Annotated in this window: 18 protein-coding genes; 4 read left to right on the plus strand and 14 right to left on the minus strand. The window is 75.0% G+C overall.

Features of this window, described 5'->3' with window-relative positions; translation table 11 throughout:
* Positions 1 to 48: 48 nt before the first annotated feature.
* On the minus strand, positions 49 to 468 hold the full coding sequence (locus MJ876_RS10655) for a hypothetical protein (RefSeq protein ID WP_240236258.1): 420 nt from the start codon (positions 466 to 468) through the stop codon (positions 49 to 51).
* Positions 469 to 500: 32 nt separating this feature from the next.
* On the opposite strand from MJ876_RS10655, the gene MJ876_RS10660 reads away from it, so the two are divergent.
* Together MJ876_RS10660 and MJ876_RS10665 are read left to right on the plus strand one after the other, a co-directional pair.
* Positions 501 to 1,397, plus strand: a complete 897-nt coding sequence (locus tag MJ876_RS10660; RefSeq protein ID WP_240236259.1) for a 3-keto-5-aminohexanoate cleavage protein — start codon at positions 501 to 503, stop codon at positions 1,395 to 1,397.
* A gap of 4 nt (positions 1,398 to 1,401) precedes the next feature.
* Positions 1,402 to 1,692 carry a DUF1330 domain-containing protein gene (locus MJ876_RS10665; RefSeq protein WP_240236260.1) on the plus strand — a complete coding sequence of 97 codons (291 nt, stop codon included), beginning with the start codon at positions 1,402 to 1,404 and terminating at the stop codon, positions 1,690 to 1,692.
* A gap of 53 nt (positions 1,693 to 1,745) precedes the next feature.
* On the opposite strand, the gene MJ876_RS10670 is transcribed toward MJ876_RS10665, so the two are convergent.
* From MJ876_RS10670 to MJ876_RS10715, 10 genes are all read right to left on the minus strand, one after another.
* Positions 1,746 to 3,230, minus strand: coding sequence for a YdiU family protein (locus tag MJ876_RS10670; RefSeq protein WP_240236261.1), 1,485 nt, complete (start codon positions 3,228 to 3,230; stop codon positions 1,746 to 1,748).
* Between the two features lie 104 nt (positions 3,231 to 3,334).
* The gene (locus tag MJ876_RS10675) at positions 3,335 to 4,171 is read right to left on the minus strand and encodes an SDR family oxidoreductase (RefSeq protein ID WP_240236262.1); all 837 of its coding nucleotides are present in this window, start codon (positions 4,169 to 4,171) and stop codon (positions 3,335 to 3,337) included.
* Between the two features lie 73 nt (positions 4,172 to 4,244).
* On the minus strand, positions 4,245 to 5,597 hold the full coding sequence (gene allB / locus MJ876_RS10680) for an allantoinase AllB (RefSeq protein ID WP_240236263.1): 1,353 nt from the start codon (positions 5,595 to 5,597) through the stop codon (positions 4,245 to 4,247).
* Positions 5,594 to 6,430: a bifunctional allantoicase/(S)-ureidoglycine aminohydrolase gene (locus MJ876_RS10685; protein WP_240236264.1), complete on the minus strand. Its 837-nt coding sequence runs from the start codon at positions 6,428 to 6,430 to the stop codon at positions 5,594 to 5,596. The genes allB and MJ876_RS10685 overlap by 4 nt, the downstream gene beginning before the upstream one ends.
* Positions 6,427 to 7,674, minus strand: a complete 1,248-nt coding sequence (locus MJ876_RS10690) for an aldolase/citrate lyase family protein (RefSeq protein WP_240236265.1) — start codon at positions 7,672 to 7,674, stop codon at positions 6,427 to 6,429. The genes MJ876_RS10685 and MJ876_RS10690 overlap by 4 nt, the downstream gene beginning before the upstream one ends.
* A 41-nt stretch (positions 7,675 to 7,715) precedes the next feature.
* Complete coding sequence (locus MJ876_RS10695; protein WP_240236266.1) at positions 7,716 to 8,345, minus strand: endonuclease; 630 nt, start codon at positions 8,343 to 8,345, stop codon at positions 7,716 to 7,718.
* Positions 8,346 to 8,388: 43 nt separating this feature from the next.
* A complete protein-coding gene (locus MJ876_RS10700; RefSeq protein WP_240236267.1) occupies positions 8,389 to 10,674 on the minus strand; it encodes an FdhF/YdeP family oxidoreductase in 2,286 nt (761 codons plus the stop codon).
* A gap of 116 nt (positions 10,675 to 10,790) precedes the next feature.
* The gene (locus tag MJ876_RS10705) at positions 10,791 to 11,297 is read right to left on the minus strand and encodes an SRPBCC family protein (protein ID WP_240236268.1); all 507 of its coding nucleotides are present in this window, start codon (positions 11,295 to 11,297) and stop codon (positions 10,791 to 10,793) included.
* 164 nt (positions 11,298 to 11,461) lie between these two features.
* Positions 11,462 to 11,929 (minus strand): GtrA family protein, encoded by a 468-nt coding sequence (locus tag MJ876_RS10710; RefSeq protein WP_240236269.1) that lies wholly within the window; start codon positions 11,927 to 11,929, stop codon positions 11,462 to 11,464.
* A gap of 136 nt (positions 11,930 to 12,065) precedes the next feature.
* Positions 12,066 to 13,223: an epoxide hydrolase family protein gene (locus MJ876_RS10715; RefSeq protein WP_240236270.1), complete on the minus strand. Its 1,158-nt coding sequence runs from the start codon at positions 13,221 to 13,223 to the stop codon at positions 12,066 to 12,068.
* Between the two features lie 27 nt (positions 13,224 to 13,250).
* On the opposite strand from MJ876_RS10715, the gene MJ876_RS10720 reads away from it, so the two are divergent.
* Entirely contained in the window at positions 13,251 to 13,745 is a 495-nt protein-coding gene (locus MJ876_RS10720; protein ID WP_240236271.1) for a hypothetical protein, read from the plus strand.
* Positions 13,746 to 13,881: 136 nt separating this feature from the next.
* Here the strand turns inward: MJ876_RS10720 and MJ876_RS10725 are convergent, their stop codons facing one another.
* From MJ876_RS10725 to MJ876_RS10735, 3 genes are all read right to left on the minus strand, one after another.
* Positions 13,882 to 14,652, minus strand: a complete 771-nt coding sequence (locus MJ876_RS10725; RefSeq protein WP_240236272.1) for a GAF and ANTAR domain-containing protein — start codon at positions 14,650 to 14,652, stop codon at positions 13,882 to 13,884.
* A gap of 19 nt (positions 14,653 to 14,671) precedes the next feature.
* Entirely contained in the window at positions 14,672 to 15,031 is a 360-nt protein-coding gene (locus MJ876_RS10730) for a helix-turn-helix domain-containing protein (protein WP_240236273.1), read from the minus strand.
* 221 nt (positions 15,032 to 15,252) lie between these two features.
* A complete protein-coding gene (locus MJ876_RS10735) occupies positions 15,253 to 16,467 on the minus strand; it encodes an MFS transporter (protein ID WP_240236274.1) in 1,215 nt (404 codons plus the stop codon).
* Between the two features lie 65 nt (positions 16,468 to 16,532).
* Here MJ876_RS10735 and MJ876_RS10740 point away from each other — a divergent pair, with 65 nt between their 5' ends.
* On the plus strand, positions 16,533 to 17,105 hold the full coding sequence (locus MJ876_RS10740; RefSeq protein WP_240236275.1) for a helix-turn-helix domain-containing protein: 573 nt from the start codon (positions 16,533 to 16,535) through the stop codon (positions 17,103 to 17,105).
* Positions 17,106 to 17,137 lie beyond the last annotated feature (32 nt).

Genomic DNA, 17,137 nt, shown 5'->3' on the forward strand with positions numbered 1-17,137 from the left:
GGGGCGGTGGCCACACCCGGGCCTGCGCGGGACCGGGGGCGGACGTGCTCAGAGGTGGTCGGGCACGACGATGGCGTCGGGGTCCTGGCGGATCGGCATGGCCTCGACGGCCACGCGCCCGAGGCGGACGACGACCGCGACGGCGCCGCGGCGCTTGCGCTCGCTCAGCGAGTCCCACGAGCCGGGTGAGCGCTGCTCGGCCGCGGAGCGCTGCGCCTCGGTGGCGGCCGTCTCCCACTCCTCGGTGGTGAACTGCGGGCTCGCCCCCACCGTGGGCCGGTCGGGCAGCGCGACGAGCACCGGCAGCACCAGCTCGCCCGCGGCGGCGAGCTTCTCGTAGCGCTGCATCGGCGTCAGCCGCTCCCACCGCTCCTCGACACTGCCGCGGGCGAAGGGCTTCGTCGCGACCATCAGCTGCTGGGCGACCGCCTTGACCCCGACGGTCATCTCCCTCTCGGTGAAGCGCATGGGACCAGTCTCGCCGGACTACGGTGTCGCGGGTGAGCCGCCCCGTGGTCCTCGAGGTCGCCCTCAACGGCGCGACGCCCCGCTCCGCCAACCCGCACGTGCCGCGGACGCCGTCCGAGGTCACCGCCGCGACGCTCGACGCCATCGGCCACGGCGCCGCGATCGTGCACCACCACACCGACGACACGATGTTCACCGAGACCGGCGTGCACGACGTCGCGCCGTACGTCGAGGCCTGGACGCCGGTCGTCGAGCGGCACCCCGACGCGCTGCTCTACCCGACCATGGCCGCCGGGGCGCGCGGCATCGCCGTCGAGGACCGCTGGGCGCACGTCGAGGAGCTCGCCCGCCGGGGCCTCGGCGGGCTGACCCTCGTCGACCCCGGCTCGGTCAACGTGGGCCTGACCGAGGACGGCGAGGTGCCGGACGCGGCGGCGCCGGGGCCGTACCAGAACTCCTACGCCGACCTGGCCCACATGTTCCGTCGTACCGGCGAGCTCGGCGCGGCGCCGAGCATCTCGATCTTCGAGCCGGGCTTCCTGCGCACCACCCTGGCCTGGCACCGCGCGGGGCGCGTGCCGGACGGGGCGATCGTGAAGCTGTACTTCGGCGGCGACCTCGCCTTCGGGCTGCCGCCCACGCGCACCGGCCTAGACGCCTACCTCGAGCTGCTCGAGCCGTCGGGCCTGCCGTGGTCGGTGGCCGTGCTGGGCGGGGACGTCGTCGCCTGCGGCCTGGCGGCGTACGCGCTGGAGCGCGGCGGCCACCTGCGTGTCGGGCTGGAGGACCACGCCGGCCCGCGGACGCCGTCCAACGCCGAGCTGCTGGCGGAGGCCGTCGCGCTGGTCGAGTCGGTCGGCGACCACCCCGCCTCGCTCACCGAGGCGCGGACGCTGCTCGGCATCGGTCCGGCGCCCACGGCAGGATGAGGCCATGACCGCCTACTGGATCGCCATGTACCGCGACGTCACCGACCCCGACAAGGTCGCGGCGTACGCCGAGCTCGCCGGACCCGCCCTCAAGGCGGCGGGCGGCCGCTTCGTGGTCCGCGGCACCCCCGAGCAGGTCTACGAGGCCGGCCAGGAGCTGCGCACCGTCGTCATCGAGTTCGACTCCGTGGAGGCCGCCGTCGCGGCGCACGACTCCGCGGAGTACGCCGCCGCGCTCGACGCCCTCGACGGCGGCGCCGTCCGCGACATGCGCATCGTCCCCGCCGCGGAGTAGCCCCTGACGCCCTAGTGACCGATCGGTGTCGCTGAGCGACACCGATCGGTCACTCAGGTCCCGCAGTACGTCGTGTACGCGCCGAAGCCCTCCGGCGCCGGGCGGCGGTAGCGCTCGTCGACCCCGGTCTCGTCGTACGGCTGGGTGACGGCGGCGAGCAGGGCGTGCAGCGGGTCGAGGTCACCCGCGGTCGCCGCGTCGAGGGCCTCCTCGACGAGGTGGTTGCGGGGCACATGGACGGGGTTGACCCGGTCCATCGCGTCGGCGTCGGGGCCGAGCGCGCGCCACTGCTCGACCCAGGCGTCGAAGCCCTCGAGGTCGAGCACCCGGTCGCGGGCGGGCCCGGCGTCGCCGCGGGCGGCGGCGGCCAGGTCGCGCCAGAAGCCGGTGTGGTCCACCGGGGTGGCCTGCATGATCTCCACGAGCCGCTCGCCCAACGGGGCGACGACCTCGTCGGTGGCCGCCTCGACGCCCGCCAGCCCCAGCTTGCGACGGAGCTCGTCGGTCCACGCGGCGGCGTACGACGGCGCGAAGCCCTGCAGCGAGGCGGTGGCCGTCTCCACGGCCCGGTCGGTGTCGGCGTCGACGAGCGGCAGCAGCCCCTCGGCGAGGCGGGCGAGGTTCCAGGCGGTGACGCCGGGCTGGTTGCCGAAGGCGTAGCGGCCGCCGTGGTCGATCGAGCTGAAGACGGTGGCGGGGTCCTCGGCGTCGAGAAAGGCGCACGGGCCGTAGTCGATCGTCTCCCCCGAGATGGTCACGTTGTCGGTGTTCATCACGCCGTGCACGAAGCCGACGCCCATCCACTGCGCCACCAGCCGCGCCTGGGCGTCGCGGACGGCCTCGAACAGGGCGACGTACGGCGCCCCGTCCGGCCCCGCGTCGGCGGCGGCCGGGTGGTGGCGGGCGATGGCGTGGTCGGCGAGCCGGCGCAGCAGGTCGGCGTCGTCGGTGGTCCGGGCGAGCTGGAACGTGCCGACCCGGAGGTGGCTGCTCGCGACCCGGACCAGCAGCGCGCCGGGGAACGCCCCGCCGTCGCGGGCGACGTCGCGGCCGGTCGTCACCACGGCCAGCGACCGTGTCGTGGGGACGCCGAGCGCGTGCATCGCCTCGGACACCACGTACTCGCGCAGCATCGGCGCCAGGACGGCGAGCCCGTCACCGCCGCGGGCGAACGGCGTCCGGCCCGACCCCTTGAGGTGGACGTCGCGCAGCCGGCCCCCGGCGTCGCGCAGCTCGCCGAGCAGCAGCGCCCGGCCGTCGCCCAGCAGCGGGGAGAACCCACCGAACTGGTGCCCGGCGTACGCCATCGCGACCGGCGTCGCGCCGTCCGGCACCTGGGCGCCGACGAGGAAGGCGAGGCCGTCGGGGCTGCGCAGCCAGTCGGCGTCCAGACCGAGCTCCGCCGCCAGCGGCTCGTTGAGGACGACGAGCGACGGGTCGGGCGCGGGCGCCGCCTGCCACGGCTTCGCCAGCTCGGGCAGCAGGTCGGCGTAGACGTGCTCGAGGGCGGGGGCGTCCTGCGTGACGGTGCCGGTCATCGGCGTCCTCCTGTCGGGTGGTGCGGGGTGGGTGGTGGGCCGGCGCCTGCGGCTCACCACGCCAGGCGGGTGGCCGCCGGAGGGCGGCGAACGGGATCCGAGCCTCAGGCGGACGCCGCGGCGTCGCCGCCGTGCGCCTGGAGGGCGACGGGCTGCCACGCGCGCCAGGTCTCCAGGCGCGACTCGTAGTCCTTCGTGGCGATGTCGAGGGGCACGCGGCCGAAGAAGACGCGCAGCGGCGGCTGCTCGGCGTCGACGACCGCGAGGATCGCCGCGCGGGTCGCCCGCGGGTCACCCGGGTCGTTGGCGGTGGGGCGCTTCGACGCGGCCTCACGGACGTCGGCGTAGGCGGCGATCTCCTCGCTGCGCGTCGCCGACGGGCCGGACCAGTCGGTGGAGAAACCACCCGGCTCGACCAGCGTGACGTGGATGCCGAACCCGGCGACCTCCTGCGCGAGGGACTGCGACAGACCCTCCAGCGCCCACTTCGACGCATGGTAGGCGCCGACGGTCGGGAACGCGCTGATCCCGCCGATGCTCGAGACCTGGACGACGTGGCCGGAGCCCTGCTCGCGCAGGATCGGCAGCGCCGCCTGGGTCACCCAGGTCGCGCCGAACAGGTTGGTCTCGATCTGGGCGCGGAACTCGTCCTCGGTCAGCTCCTCGACCATCCCGAAGTGGCCGTAGCCGGCGTTGTTGACGACGACGTCGAGGCGGCCGAAGTGCTCGGCGGCCCTCTGGACCGCGGCGAGGTCGGCGGCGCGGTCGGTGACGTCCAGCTGCAGCGGCAGGACGGCGTCGCCGTACGTCTCCACGAGGGCGTCCAGGGTCTCCGGTCGCCGGGCGGTGGCGGCCACGCGGTCGCCGCGCTCGAGCGCGGCCTCCGTCCACTCGCGCCCGAAGCCCTTCGACGCACCGGTGATGAACCAGACCTTACTCATGACGCTCCTTCGCTGGGGAGTCCGCTGGGATCGCTCTCCTGTCCCAACACGCCGAGCGGGGGTCCGCTTCCCGTCAGCCGACGCGGGTCCCCCGCCGCAGCAGCCGACCCCGGGGCTCGGACCCGTCCTCGACCTCGACACCCCTCAGCCAGGTGCGCCGGACGACCCCGTGCAGCGTGCGCCCGTCGTACGGCGTGACCGCGTGGCGGTGCCGCAGGTGCGTGGCGTCGACGGTGAAGGTCTCCTCGGGGGCGAGGACGACGAGGTCGGCGTCGGCGTCCAGCGCGATCCGGCCCTTGCCGGGCAGGCCGACGCGGTCGGCGGGGGCGGCGCTCATCCACCCCACGACCCGGGCGAGGTCGACGCCGCGACGCCGGGCCTCGGTCCAGACCACCGGCAGCATCAGCTGCACGGAGCTGATCCCGCCCCAGGCCGCGCCGAAGTCGCCGCCGGGCGGCTGCTTGAGCTCCGGGGTGGCGGGCGAGTGGTCGGAGGCGACGTAGGCGAGGGTGCCGTCGAGCAGCGCCTCCCACAGGAGGTCCGCGTTGGCCGCCTCCCGGATCGGCGGGCAGCACTTGTACGCCGTCGCACCGTCCGGGACGTCCTCCGCGGCCAGCGTCAGGTAGTGCGGGCAGGTCTCGGCGGTGACGTCCAGGCCCTCCTCCCGCGCCGCCCGCAGCAGCGGCAGCGCCTCGGCCGCCGAGAGGTGGACGACGTGGGTCCGCGCGCCCGTCCGCCGGGTGGCGTCGAGGAGCCCGGCGATCGCGACGTCCTCCGCGACGGGAGGCCGCGAGGCGAGGAAGTCGCCGTACACCGGCCCCGACGGCGCCGGGGCGCGGTCGATCTCGCCGGCGTCCTCGGCGTGCACGATCATGAGCGAGCCGAGGCGGGCGACCTCGGTGAGGTGCCCGTCGAGCTCGGTCGGCGGCAGCGCGGGGAACTCCTCGACGCCGGAGTCGAGCAGGAAGCACTTCACCCCGACGACGCCCTCGGCGTGCAGCCCGGCGAGGTCGCCGGCGTTGCCGGGCACGGCGCCGCCCCAGAACGCGACGTCCACGTGCACCTGCGGGCCCGCGGCGTCGCGCTTCACCGCCAGCGCGGCGACGTCGACGGTCGGCGGGACCGCGTTCAGCGGCATGTCGACGATCGTCGTGACGCCGCCCGCCGCGGCAGCGTGGGTGGCCGTCGCGAAGCCCTCCCAGTGCGTGCGCCCGGGCTCGTTGACGTGCACGTGCGCGTCGACGAGCCCGGGGAGCAGGACCTCGTCGTCGGCGAGGTCGACCACGGTGGTCGCCGTCAGCCCGGTGCCGGGCGGCTCGACCGCGACGACGCGTCCCGCGGCGACGCCCACCTCGGCGGGCTGCTCGCCGTCCGGCAGGACGACCCGCCGTCCACGGACGACGAGGTCGAGCGCGGGGTCCGTCATCGGCCGTGCCACAGCCGGGCGTGGCGGTTGACGTCCTTGTAGAGCAGGTAGCGGAAGCGGCCGGGCCCGCCGGCGTAGCAGGCCTGCGGGCAGAAGGCGCGCAGCCACATGAAGTCGCCGGCCTCGACCTCGACCCAGTCCTGGTTGAGGCGGTAGACCGCCTTGCCCTCGAGCACGTAGAGCCCGTGCTCCATCACGTGGGTCTCCGGGAAGGGGATCACTCCCCCGGGCTCGAAGGTGACGATGTTGACGTGCATGTCGTGCCGGACGTCGGACGGGTCGACGAAGCGGGTCGTGGCCCACACGCCGTCGGTGTCGGGCATCGGCGTCGGGACGACGTCCCGCTCGTTCGTCACGAACGCCGCCGGGACGTCGACGCCCTCGGCGTGCTCGTAGGCCTTGCGGATCCAGTGGAGGACGGCGCGCTCGCCGCCGGAGTTGTGGAGCGCCCAGTCCGCGCCCGGCGGCAGGAAGGCGTAGCCGCCCTCGCCGAGGTCGTGGCGGGCGCCGTCGACGGTGAGGTCGACCGAACCCTCGGTCACGAACAGCACCGCCTCCGCGGCCGGGTCGGTCTCGGGGCGGTCGCTGCCCCCGCCCGGCGAGACCTCGACGACGTACTGGGAGAAGGTCTCGGCGAAGCCCGACAGCGGACGCGCGATCACCCACATCCGCATCCCGGTCCACCCGGGCAGGGCCGAGGTGACGATGTCGCGCAGCACCCCGCGCGGGACGACGGCGTACGCCTCGGTGAAGACGGCGCGGTCGGTCAGCAGGTCCGTCTGCGGCGGCAGTCCGCCGCGCGGGGAGTGGTACGTCGGGTCGGGCGGGGTCACGGGAGGGCTCCTGTCCGGGCGAGGGCGTCGAGCTGGTCGGGGGTGAGGCCGGTGCGGGCGTCGACCTCGGCGGCGTCGACGGCGCCGCACCGCAGGGCGCGGACGACGAACCCGCTGAGGGCCTTGGCGGTGGCGGGCTCGTCCATGACGGCGCCCCCGGCCCTCGCCAGGTAGGCCGAGAGGCGGTCGGTGGCGGCGTCGAAGCCCTCGCGGTACCAGCCGAACGTGGCGAGGTAGCGGGTGGGCAGGTGCCCGGGGTGGAGGTCCCAGCCCTGGTAGACGCCCCACGACAGCGAGCGGCGGACCAGCCGGTGGTGCAGCGCCCACGCCTCGCGGACCTGGGCGTCGTCCCCGGCGGGCACGACGTTGGTCGAGCCGTCGGAGAGGTGGACGCCGGTGCCGGCCACGACGAGCTGCATCAGGCCCTTCGCGAGGTCGGCGGCGGGGTGCTCGAGGGACTGGTCCCCGGCGGCGACGCCGATCGAGGCGCTGTAGTCGTAGGTGCCGTAGTGCAGGGCACTCACCCGCCCCTCCCCCGCGGTGAGGCAGTCGGCGAGGGGCACCCGGCCGTCTGCGCCGAGGACGACGGGGGGCGTCTCGACCTGCACCTCGAAGCGCAGCGTCCGCTCGGCGAGCCCGAGGGAGGCCTCCAGGCGCTCGCAGACCCGGCGGAAGGCCTCGACCTGGGCCGCCGTGGACACCTTCGGGAGGGTGATCGCGAGGACGGGCGGGAGCTCGCCGTGCTCCAGGACCGTGGTCAGGAACAGGCCGAGCGTGCGGATGCTGCGGCGCCGCAGGGGCGCCTCGAGGCACTTGACCCGCAGCCCGACGCTGCCGGGCAGCATCCCGTGCTCGGCGGCGCGGACGACCTCGCGGGCGGCGGCGACGACGTCGGCGTCCTCGGTCGCGTCGTCGCGGACCCCGTAACCGTCCTCCAGGTCGATGCGGAGGTCCTCGACCGGGTCGGCGCGGATCTTGGCGGCGGCGCGGCGGGCCAGCCCGGCGGCGAGGTCGGGGCGGCAGAGCTCACCGGCGAGCCGGTCCCACCCGCCGTGCTCGTCGACGAGCCGGTGGGCACGGTCGCCCCAGTCGCGGACGAGCCCGGCGTCGAACCGGTCGGCCGGCACGTAGACGGTGTGGACCGGCTGTCGCCGGCCGTCGTCACCCGGGTACCGCTCGGCCAGCAGCCGGTCGGTGGGCTCGAGCAGGACGTCGAGCGCGTCGAGGTCCGCGGGGCTCAGCATGCGGCGACGCTACCGGTCGCCACCCCCACCCCCGAGGGGGCTCAGCCCGCGCGGAGCTCTTCGGTGTCGCCGGCCAGGGACGAGCGGATCAGCGCCGCGCCGACCACGGACAGGTCGTCGGAGCCGGTGGCGTCCGCGAGCCCCCGCGCGGTGTGCGGCAGACCCAGGTCACGGGCGGCGTCGGCCATGCGGGGGTCGCTGCACGGGCGCAGCGAGGGCCACACCGCCTGCACCTCGCGGCAGAAGATGTCGGCGCCGACCTCGCCGATCCCGGGCATCTCGCGCACGAGCGCGGCGACCCCGTCGTGGTCGCCGTACGCCCGGTCCCGCAGGCGCCGCAGGTCGCCGTCGTAGTCGTCGACCACCACGCGCGCGGTGCGGCCGAGCAGCTCGGCGGTCTTCCGCTTGCGCAGGAACCGTGCCTCGGACAGGACCGCGTGCCGCGCGTCGTCGTCGGCCTCGGCCATCGCGTCGGCGGTGCGGTAGGTCTTCCGCATCGCCGTCGCCGCCCGCACCCCGAGGTCGGCGGAGATGTTGGCCGACAGCAGGTGGGACAGCACCAGCAGCTGGAACAACGGCGCCGGCTTGTCGTCCAGCGTGATGCCGGCCTCCTCGGCGTACGTCGTCCCGTGGCGCTCCAGCAGCCGTGACAGCAGGGCCTCGTGGGTCATGGCGCCCCGGTACCCCCGGCGCCCGGCCGGGGACCGAGGCGGCTCAGACCCGTTCGAACCGCACCGTGATGCTCTTCGACGCCGGCTGGCCGCTGGTCTCGTCGACATGGTCGAGCGGGACCAGGACGTTGGTCTCCGGGTAGTAGGCCGCCGCGCAGCCCCGCGGCGTCGGGTAGGGGACGAGCCGGAAGCCGGGCGCGCGCCGCTCGACGCCGTCCCCCCAGACGCTGACCACGTCCACCAGGTCGCCCTCGGCGAGGCCGAGCTCGGTCAGGTCGTCGGCGTTGACCATGACGATGCGCCGGGAGCCGTGGATGCCGCGGTAGCGGTCGTCGTCGGTGTAGGGGATGGTGTTCCACTGGTCGTGCGAGCGCAGCGTCTGCAGCACGAGGTGGCCCGGCGGGGCGTGCGGGGCCTCGCCGGTGTTGACGCTGAACTGCGCGGTGCCGGTCTCGGTGAGGAAGAAGCCCTCGTTGACGGGGTTGGGCAGGGCGAAGCCGCCGGGCTCGGCCACGCGGGCGTTGAAGTCACCGAACCCGGGGACGATGCGGGAGATCCGGTCGCGGATCGCGCCGTAGTCGGCCTCGAAGGTGTCCCACGGGACCGTGGTGTCGGGACCGAGCGTCGCCCGCGCCAGGCGGCAGAGGATGGCCACCTCGCTGAGCAGCAGCCGGGACGACGGCTCGAGCTTGCCCCGTGACTGGTGCACGACGCTCATCGAGTTCTCGACGGTGACGAACTGCGGGCCGCCGTCCTGCACGTCGACCTCGGTGCGTCCCAGCGTGGGCAGGATCAGCGCGGCCTCGCCGGTGACGACGTGCGACCGGTTGAGCTTCGTCGACACGTGCGCGGTGAGGCGGCAGCGCCGCATCGCCTCCTCCGTGTACGCCGTGTCCGGCGCCGCGCTGACGAAGTTGCCGGCCATCCCGAGGAAGACCTTGACGTCACCGTCGTGCATCGCGTGGATGGCCTTGACGGCGTCGACGCCGTGGTGGCGGGGCGGGTCGAACCCGAACTCCTGCTGGATCGCGTCGAGGAACCCGTCGGGCATCTTCTCCCAGATCCCCATGGTGCGGTCACCCTGCACGTTGCTGTGGCCGCGGACCGGGCAGGCGCCCGAGCCGGGCTTGCCCAGGTTGCCGCGGAGCATGAGGAAGTTGACGATCTCGCGGATCGTGGGGACGGCGTGGCGGTGCTGCGTCAGGCCCATCGCCCAGCAGACGACGACCCTGTCGCTGGCCAGCACCTCGTCGCGCAGCCCCTCGATCTCGGCCCGGGTCAGGCCGGTGTCGGTGAGCACCTGGTCCCAGTCGGTCGAGCGGACGTGGTCGGAGAACGCCTCGAAGCCGCTGGTGGAGGTGTCGATGAAGTCGCGGTCGAGGACGGTGCCCGGGGCGGCGTCCTCGGCCTCGAGCAGGAGGCGGTTGAGGGCGCGGAACAGCGCGAGGTCCCCGCCGATCCGGACCTGGAGGAAGCGGTCGGCGATGTCGACGCCGCGGCCGACGACGCCGCGAGGCTTCTGCGGGTTCTTGAACCGCTTCAGGCCCGCCTCGGGCAGCGGGTTGATCGCGACGATGCGCCCGCCGTTCAGCTTGGTCTCCTCCAGTGCGGAGAGCTGGCGGGGGTGGTTGCTGCCGGGGTTCTGCCCGACGAGGAGCACGAGGTCGGCGTGCTGCAGGTCGAGCAGCGTGACCGTGCCCTTGCCGGTGCCGAGAGTCTCGTGGAGGGCGGCGCCGCTGGACTCGTGGCACATGTTCGAGCAGTCCGGCAGGTTGTTCGTGCCGTACGCCCGGGCGAAGAGCTGCAGGAGGAACGCGGCCTCGTTGCTCACCCGTCCCGACGTGTAGAACGTCGCCTCGTCGGGCGAGTCGAGCGAGCGCAGCTCGTCGGCGAGCAGGCCGATGGCCTCCCGCCAGGCGACGGGCTCGTAGTGGTCCGACCCCGCCCGCTTCAGCATCGGCTCCGTCAGACGGCCTTGGTCGTTGAGCCACTGGTCGGAGCGCTGGGCCAGGTCGGACACCGAGTGCTGGGCGAAGAACTCCCGGGTGACCCGCTTGGACGTCGCCTCGTCGTTGATGTGCTTGGCGCCGTTCTCGCAGTACTCGTTGACGTGCCGCTTGCCCGGCGCCGGGTCCGGCCAGGCGCAGCCCGGGCAGTCGATGCCCGTGACCTGGTTCATCGTGAGCAGCGTCAGCGCCGTCCGGCGGGGCGTCGTCTCCGACAGCGAGTACTCGAGGGCCTTGCGGACCGCCGGGACGCCGGCCGCCCAGTCCTTCGGCTCGGTCCGGGTCAGCTCGCCGGGGGTCTCCTCGTGGGAGGGGGTGCGCATGCGGGGGCCTGCCTTTCGCGATGGGTGGCCGTGCGGTGGGGGCCGCGCGGTGGGGGCCGTGCGGTGGGGGCCGCGCGGTGGGGGCCGTGCGGTGGTGACCGGGACGGAGGAGACCGTCAGCCGTGCTGCCAACCGGGGACGGTCGGGGGCTGGTTCTTCAGGTGCTTGAGGCGGCCGTCGTGGATGGTGCCGCGCCAGGTCTCGCCCGCGTCACCGACGCCCTCGATGAACACCCGGAAGTGCTCGAGCTCGGCGGCGAGCGTGCGTCGGACGAGCGGGAGGGTGACGACACCCGGCCCGGTCCACGTGGCGCAGCGCACCGCGATCGTCACGAGGGTCCGCTGGGGGTCCACCGGGGTGAACGAGACCGTCCCCGCGTGGCGCAGGCGGCGGTCCCAGCTGCGCCAGGAGATGTGCGAGTCGGGCTCCTGCTCGAGGATCTCGGCGTGGAACTCGCGGGTCACCGGCCCCAGCCCGATCAACCACCGGGTCACCGCGGGCCGCACCTGCTCGACCTCCCGCACCGTGCTCATGAAGCGCGGGAAGCTCTCGAAGCGCGTCCACTGGTCGTACGCCGTGCGGATGGGCACCGCCACCTCGGCGGTCACCTCCAGGGTCCTCACCGACGGGCTCCTCTCGTCCACGGGTGGTCGTCCGTCAAGACGACGGGCCGCGTCTCGTACCCGCTCCCCCGCCGGCCACACGGCGCCCTGATCTGGTCGACCAGGGTGGAGTGCGGGGTGGAGTGCGGGCGACGACCCCGGGAGACCGACGCCTCCCGGGAGGCTCAGACCACCCGCGCGGGCCGGTCGGTCTGCATCACGTGCGCGTACGCGAAGAAGCGGACGGCGCCCGAGACGCCGTTCGCGACGGCGAGCGTGACGACCTCGGCGACGGCGCTCGCGTCCGGGTCGACGGTCGAGAGCCACCAGAGCGACACCGACGTCAGGACGGCTCCGAGCGCGAGCACGGCCAGGCCGAGCGCCTGGTGCGAGAGGGCGGTCGAGGGGTCGCGGACGCCGAACGTCCACCGGCGGTTGCCCCAGGTGTCGGCCACGGTGGACAGGACGAGCGCGACGGCGTTGGCCCACTGGGCGTCGAGCGGACCCCGCAGCAGCAGGTAGAGGGTGAAGTAGCCGACGGTGCAGCAGGCCCCGACCACGAGGAAGCCCGGCACCTTGCGCAGCCACCACGGCACGGCGCGTCCTCCCTCCAGGTCGATGGTCCACCGGCGGCGTACCCGTTGGGTGGTCACGTCACCCGCGACCGCCCCACCGACCCGAGTGCGCGCCCGCGTCGGGATCGCGCCGTCCGTCCCCAACGCGCGGACCCGCCCGGACCATCCCGCCCGGACGATCCCGCGCGGACCATCCCGCGCGGCCCGGACCCTCCTAGGCGAGCACGCGCTCCCGGTGCCGCCGCAGGAACGCGCGGAGGTCGGTCACGAGCGCGTCGGGGGCCTCCATGGCCGCGAAGTGGCCTCCGGCGTCCATCTCGGTCCAGGTGTCGATCGGGTAGCGGGTCTCGCTCACCTCCCGCGGCGCCGCGAACGGTTCGGCCGGGAAGTGCGCGACGCCCGTCGGGACCGTCACCGGCGGACGGGCCCGGTCGGTGGGGTCGTTCCGGCTCTCGAGGTAGATCCGGGCCGCGCTCGGGGTGGCGCCGGTGGCCCAGTAGAGCATCAGGTTCGAGCAGAGGTCGTCGACGACGTACACGTCGAGCAGGTCCCGCCCGCCGAGGTCCGACCAGCCGTGGAACTTCTCCAGCACCCACGCCGCCAGCCCGGCCGGGGAGTCGTGCTGCGCCAGCGTGAGGGAGTCCGGCTTGGTGCTCTGGACGGCGGAGTAGCCGCGCTCGCGCTCCCCGAAGTCCTTCATCGCGGCCACCCACCGCTCGGTCTCGGGCGACGGGTCGGCGGGCGGGCTCGCCAGCGGCATGGTCACGTGGAGCGCCCGGCAGGTCTCGGGGTGCCGGGCACCGAGGAGGGACGAGACGTTGGCGCCCCAGTCACCCCCCTGGGCCACGTACCCGTCGTACCCGAGACCCCGCATGAGGGTGTCGAGCGCGTCGGCGATCCGTGTCGCGCTCCAGCCGCGCTCGCGCGGCGCGGAGGAGAAGCCGAAACCGGGCAGCGAGGGGACGACGAGGTCCACGGCGTCCGCGGGGTCGCCGCCGTACGACGCGGGGTCGGTCAGCGGGCCGATCACGTCCATGAACTCCCAGACCGAGCCGGGCCAGCCGTGGACCATGAGCACGGGGACGGGCGCCGGGCCCTGCCCCCGCACGTGCAGGGCGTGCACGTCGACGCCGTCGATCGCGACGAGCACCTGCGGGTGGGCGTTGAGCCGTGCCTCCGCCGCCCGCCAGTCGTAGGCCGTCGCCCAGTGCTCGCAGAGGCGGCGGACGACGGACAGGTCGGCGCCGTGGTCCCAGCCGACGCCGGGGACCTGCTCGGGCCAGCGGGTGCGCCGCAGCCGCTCCCGCAGGTCGTCCAGCACCTCCTCACCGACGTCGACCGTGAACGGGCGGGGCTGGAGGTCGTGTGCCACGGGCCCACAGTGCCGCATACTCCCGCCATGGAGCACCGGGCGCCCGGGGAGGACCGGGGCGACGTCGTCATGGGGGTGGTCGCGCTCACGGTGGTCGCCGTCGTGGTCGTCGCGTCGCTCTGGTCGTTCCTCCCCGGCGACGAGCCGACGCCGGCCGGGGCGTCCGCGCCGTCCGAGGGGACCACCGGCGCCGGATCGGCGCTCCCGGAGCCGACGACGGTCCCGACCGCGGTCCCGACCCCCGCTCCGACCACAGGCCCGCCGTACGGCTGCCGGTCGCTGCTCGACGCGGGCGAGGTGACCCGGGTCTCCACGGTCGTCGCGGTCGCCGACCGCGACCACCAGACCCACGCCCTCGGCCTCGGGGGGCCGATACACTCGATCGGCCTCGGCGAGTGCGAGACCTTCCCGGTGGTCGTCGTGCACGTGCTCCCAGGCGAGGGCTCGGTCCCCGCGGCCGGCCCCCGGGGCACGCCGGTCGTCGTCGAGCCGGGACTCCCGCTCGTGCCGTTCGACGGCTGAGCGGGCCCACGGGGCTCGGCCCGGTGGGGCGCAACCAGACCCCGAGGTCCTCGGGGGCGCCCCACCGAGCCGCGAACGACCGTAGTGACGCGCCGGGCGGCGCCACCACACCCCTGCGGGTGACCGGCCGGGCCGGTCAGGACCGGTCGGCGTGGTCCAGCCCGGGGAGCCGTCCCGTGCTGACGACCTCCCGGGCGAGGTCGCGGATCTTCCGTTCCTCCTGGGAGGAGATCCGGCCGAGGATGCGGAAGGCGACCTCGCTGCTCACCTGGTACCGCTCCATCAGGATGCCGGTCGCCTGGCCGATGACGGTGCGGGTGCTGAGGGCGTGGTCCAGGGCGTCGATGCGTTGCGCGGCGGCGAAGGCGATCGCGACGTGCGCGGCCAGGACCTGACCGTCGTGCTGGTCCTCGGCGCCGAACCCGTCCTTGTCGAGGCTGTAGAGGTTCAGCGCGCCGAGGGTGTCCAGGTGGGTGAACAGCTGGAACGACAGCACGCTGCGCAGTCCCGTCTGCTCGACGACCTCCGGACCCCAGCGTGGCCACCGGTGGTCGTGGGCGAGGCTGGGGCTGTAGGTGGTGACGGCCTCGACGATGGAGTCGAGGCAGGGCCCCTCGGAGTGCTCGGTCTGCAGCTCGTCGGCGCGGGAGGCCCCGGGGTGGGTGGCGGCGAAGTTGACGATCCGGTCGCTCCCCGAGCGCCGCACCATCGACAGGCTCGCCGCGTGGCACCCGAGGATGTTGTCGTGCGCCAGGCGGGTGGCCGCGGCGTAGGTGGCGGCCGGGTCCTGCTGCACCTGGAGGTCCCGGGCCGCCTCGGCCATGCGCTCGGGCAGACCGCTCGCGTCGGGGTCGTCGTGGCCCGGCTCGTCGGGCCGGCGGTCGACCTGGGGCTGGCTGTTGCTCATCGTGGCCTCCTCGGGCCTCTCACTGCCGAAGGGTGTGGCTGGGTGGTCGTCCGTACGCCGCGGCGTACAGGGCGGAGAAGCGCCCTGCCTTCGCGAAGCCCCACCGGGCGGCGATGGCGGCGACGGTGTCGCCGGTGGTCGGGTCACCCCTCACGAGGTCGCGGTGCGCCCCCTCCAGGCGGACCCGGCGCAGGTACCCGGTCGGCGTGGTCCCGCGGTAGCGCCGGAAGGCGTACTGGACGGCCCGGGGCGACGCTCGCGCGGTGCGGGCGATCTCGCCCAACGTCAGTGCCTCGCCGGCGTGCGCCTCGATGTGCTCGACGGCTCGACGCAGCGTGGCCGGCTCCTGGGCGGCGGTGGTCGGTGGCGTGCGGGACATGGTGTGGTCCCTACCTCGGTCGCACCCGTGGACCCTCTGGTCGAGCCCGGCGCGAACCTGCCCACCGTACGCACAGACGGACCACCGCGCGCAAGGTCGCGGACCACGCCGTTCCCCTGCGCCACGGCCCCGCCGGGCCCTACCGTGATCACGAGGCCGGTCTCGGGATCCGCGGCGACGTATGCGGGGGGCCTCTGCCTCGCCGCCTGTCCCCCGAGCCTTCAGAGGCCGCCCCGCCCGGGAGGGGCCGGGGCGGCCTCGCCTCGCTCGTCCTGGGCCGGCGACGGCCGCGCGGGGCCGGAGACCCGGCGTCCCAGGACCATCAGCGCTGCGCCGAGGAGCAGCAGGGGCGCCGTGCGGAGGGCGGCGTCGAGGCCGGCGAGGGCGATGAGGCCGCTCACGACCACGATGCCGAGCGAGCTCGCCGTCCGCAGGACGGCGAAGGCCTCGGCCCGCAGCAGCGGCGGGGCGGCGTCCTCGACCCGCAGCGAGTACGTCGTCGCGAGGAACGGCAGGCAGAACCCGGTCGCCGTCGCACCGGCGAGGGTGACCAGCACGTGCCAGGAGGCGAGGACCAGGCTCGCCGCGGCGGCGGTGGCGAGCAGCAGGGCCAGCACGGCGCCGTCCGGGAGGCGGCGGTTGAGCCAGCTGACCACGACGCCGCCCGCGACGGACCCGACGCAGAGGGCCAGCGCGAAGACGAAGGCCCACTCGGCGTCGAGCCCCTCCGCCAGCGCGAGGGAGACGGCGCCGACCTCGACCCCGGCCACGGCGGTGCTGCCCGCGAGCGCGCAGACCAACCAGGGGGTGATCGCCCGCACCGGCCACCGCACCCCGAGCGCCGACGCCGACGCCGTGGCCGGGGCGCCGGGGTCGCCGACCGACGGTCGTACCGCGGTGGGCAGGACGACGGCGGGGACCGCCCCCAGCACCGTGAGGACGACGAGCCCCGCGGTCGGCGAGAAGGCGCCCACACCGGCGGCGAGCAACGGCGCGGCGGCGAAGGTCACCTCATTCGCCGTGGCCGCGACGCCGAGGGCCCGGGGCAGGCGGGCCGGGACCACGAACGAGCTGAGCGACGAACGGAGCAGCCCGTAGGCGGCGACGTTCACCACGCCCGCCACGGCGCTCAGCGCGACGGCGAGCCCGAACGGCGCGCCGACGCCGACGACCACGGCGACCGCCAGCAGCGAGGCCGCCCGCACCCCGAGCAGGAGCCGCAGGTACCCCACGGGCTCCCGGCGCCGTCCGAGGCGCGACAAGGGCACGGCGCCGGCGATCTGCGCCACCGTCATCACCAGCACCATCGAGGCACCGGCCCGCGCGCTCCCGGTGGCCTGCAGGCCCAGCAGCCCGAACGCGATCGGGGCCCCGGCCTGCGGGACGGCGAGGGTGCCGTGCGCGACCTGCCACCGCGCGAGCCCGGCCCCGGCCACACCACACCTCCGTGCTCGTCCCGCTCGGCCACCGGCCGACCCGCTCTGAGCACTATAGTGCCCACATGGACGTCGGGAACGAGCCGGAGCGCATCCGACCGGCGGTCGCCGTCCGCATCGGGCGACGGGTGCGCGCACTGCGCGGCGACCGCGGCCTGACCGTCGTCCGCCTGGCGGAGCTGAGCGACGTGAGCCGGAGGATGCTCACCCAGATCGAGCTGGGGCAGGCCAACCCGAGCCTGGCCACCATCGACAAGGTCGCCGCCGCCCTGGGCACCACCCTCCCCGGGCTGCTGGAGGTCACCGACTCCCCGTCGCCCGAGGGCGTCCAGGTGTGGGCCGGGCCGGCGGGCAGCTCCGCGCACCTGCTCAACGCAATGCGGACCACCGCGGCGGCCGAGGTCGAGCTCTGGCGGTGGACGCTGCTGCCCGGGGACGCCTACGAGATCAGGCCGGACGCCGCCGGCGCCGACTCGCTGCTCCACGTGGTCCGTGGTCGCCTGACGATCGACAGCGCCGACGGCCCGCACGTCGTGGACGCCGGGGGTTCCTGGCGGGCCTCGGGCGCGGCGTCCTTCACCTTCCGTGCCCCCGACGGCCCGGTCGACCTCGTCCGGGTCGTGGCGCTGCGCACCTGACGGGGCCGTGGCGGCCCGGGGCGACGCAGCGG

The organism is Nocardioides sp. CFH 31398 (genome assembly GCF_022436705.1).
In the GTDB taxonomy this organism is placed as follows: Bacteria; Actinomycetota; Actinomycetes; order Propionibacteriales; family Nocardioidaceae; genus Nocardioides.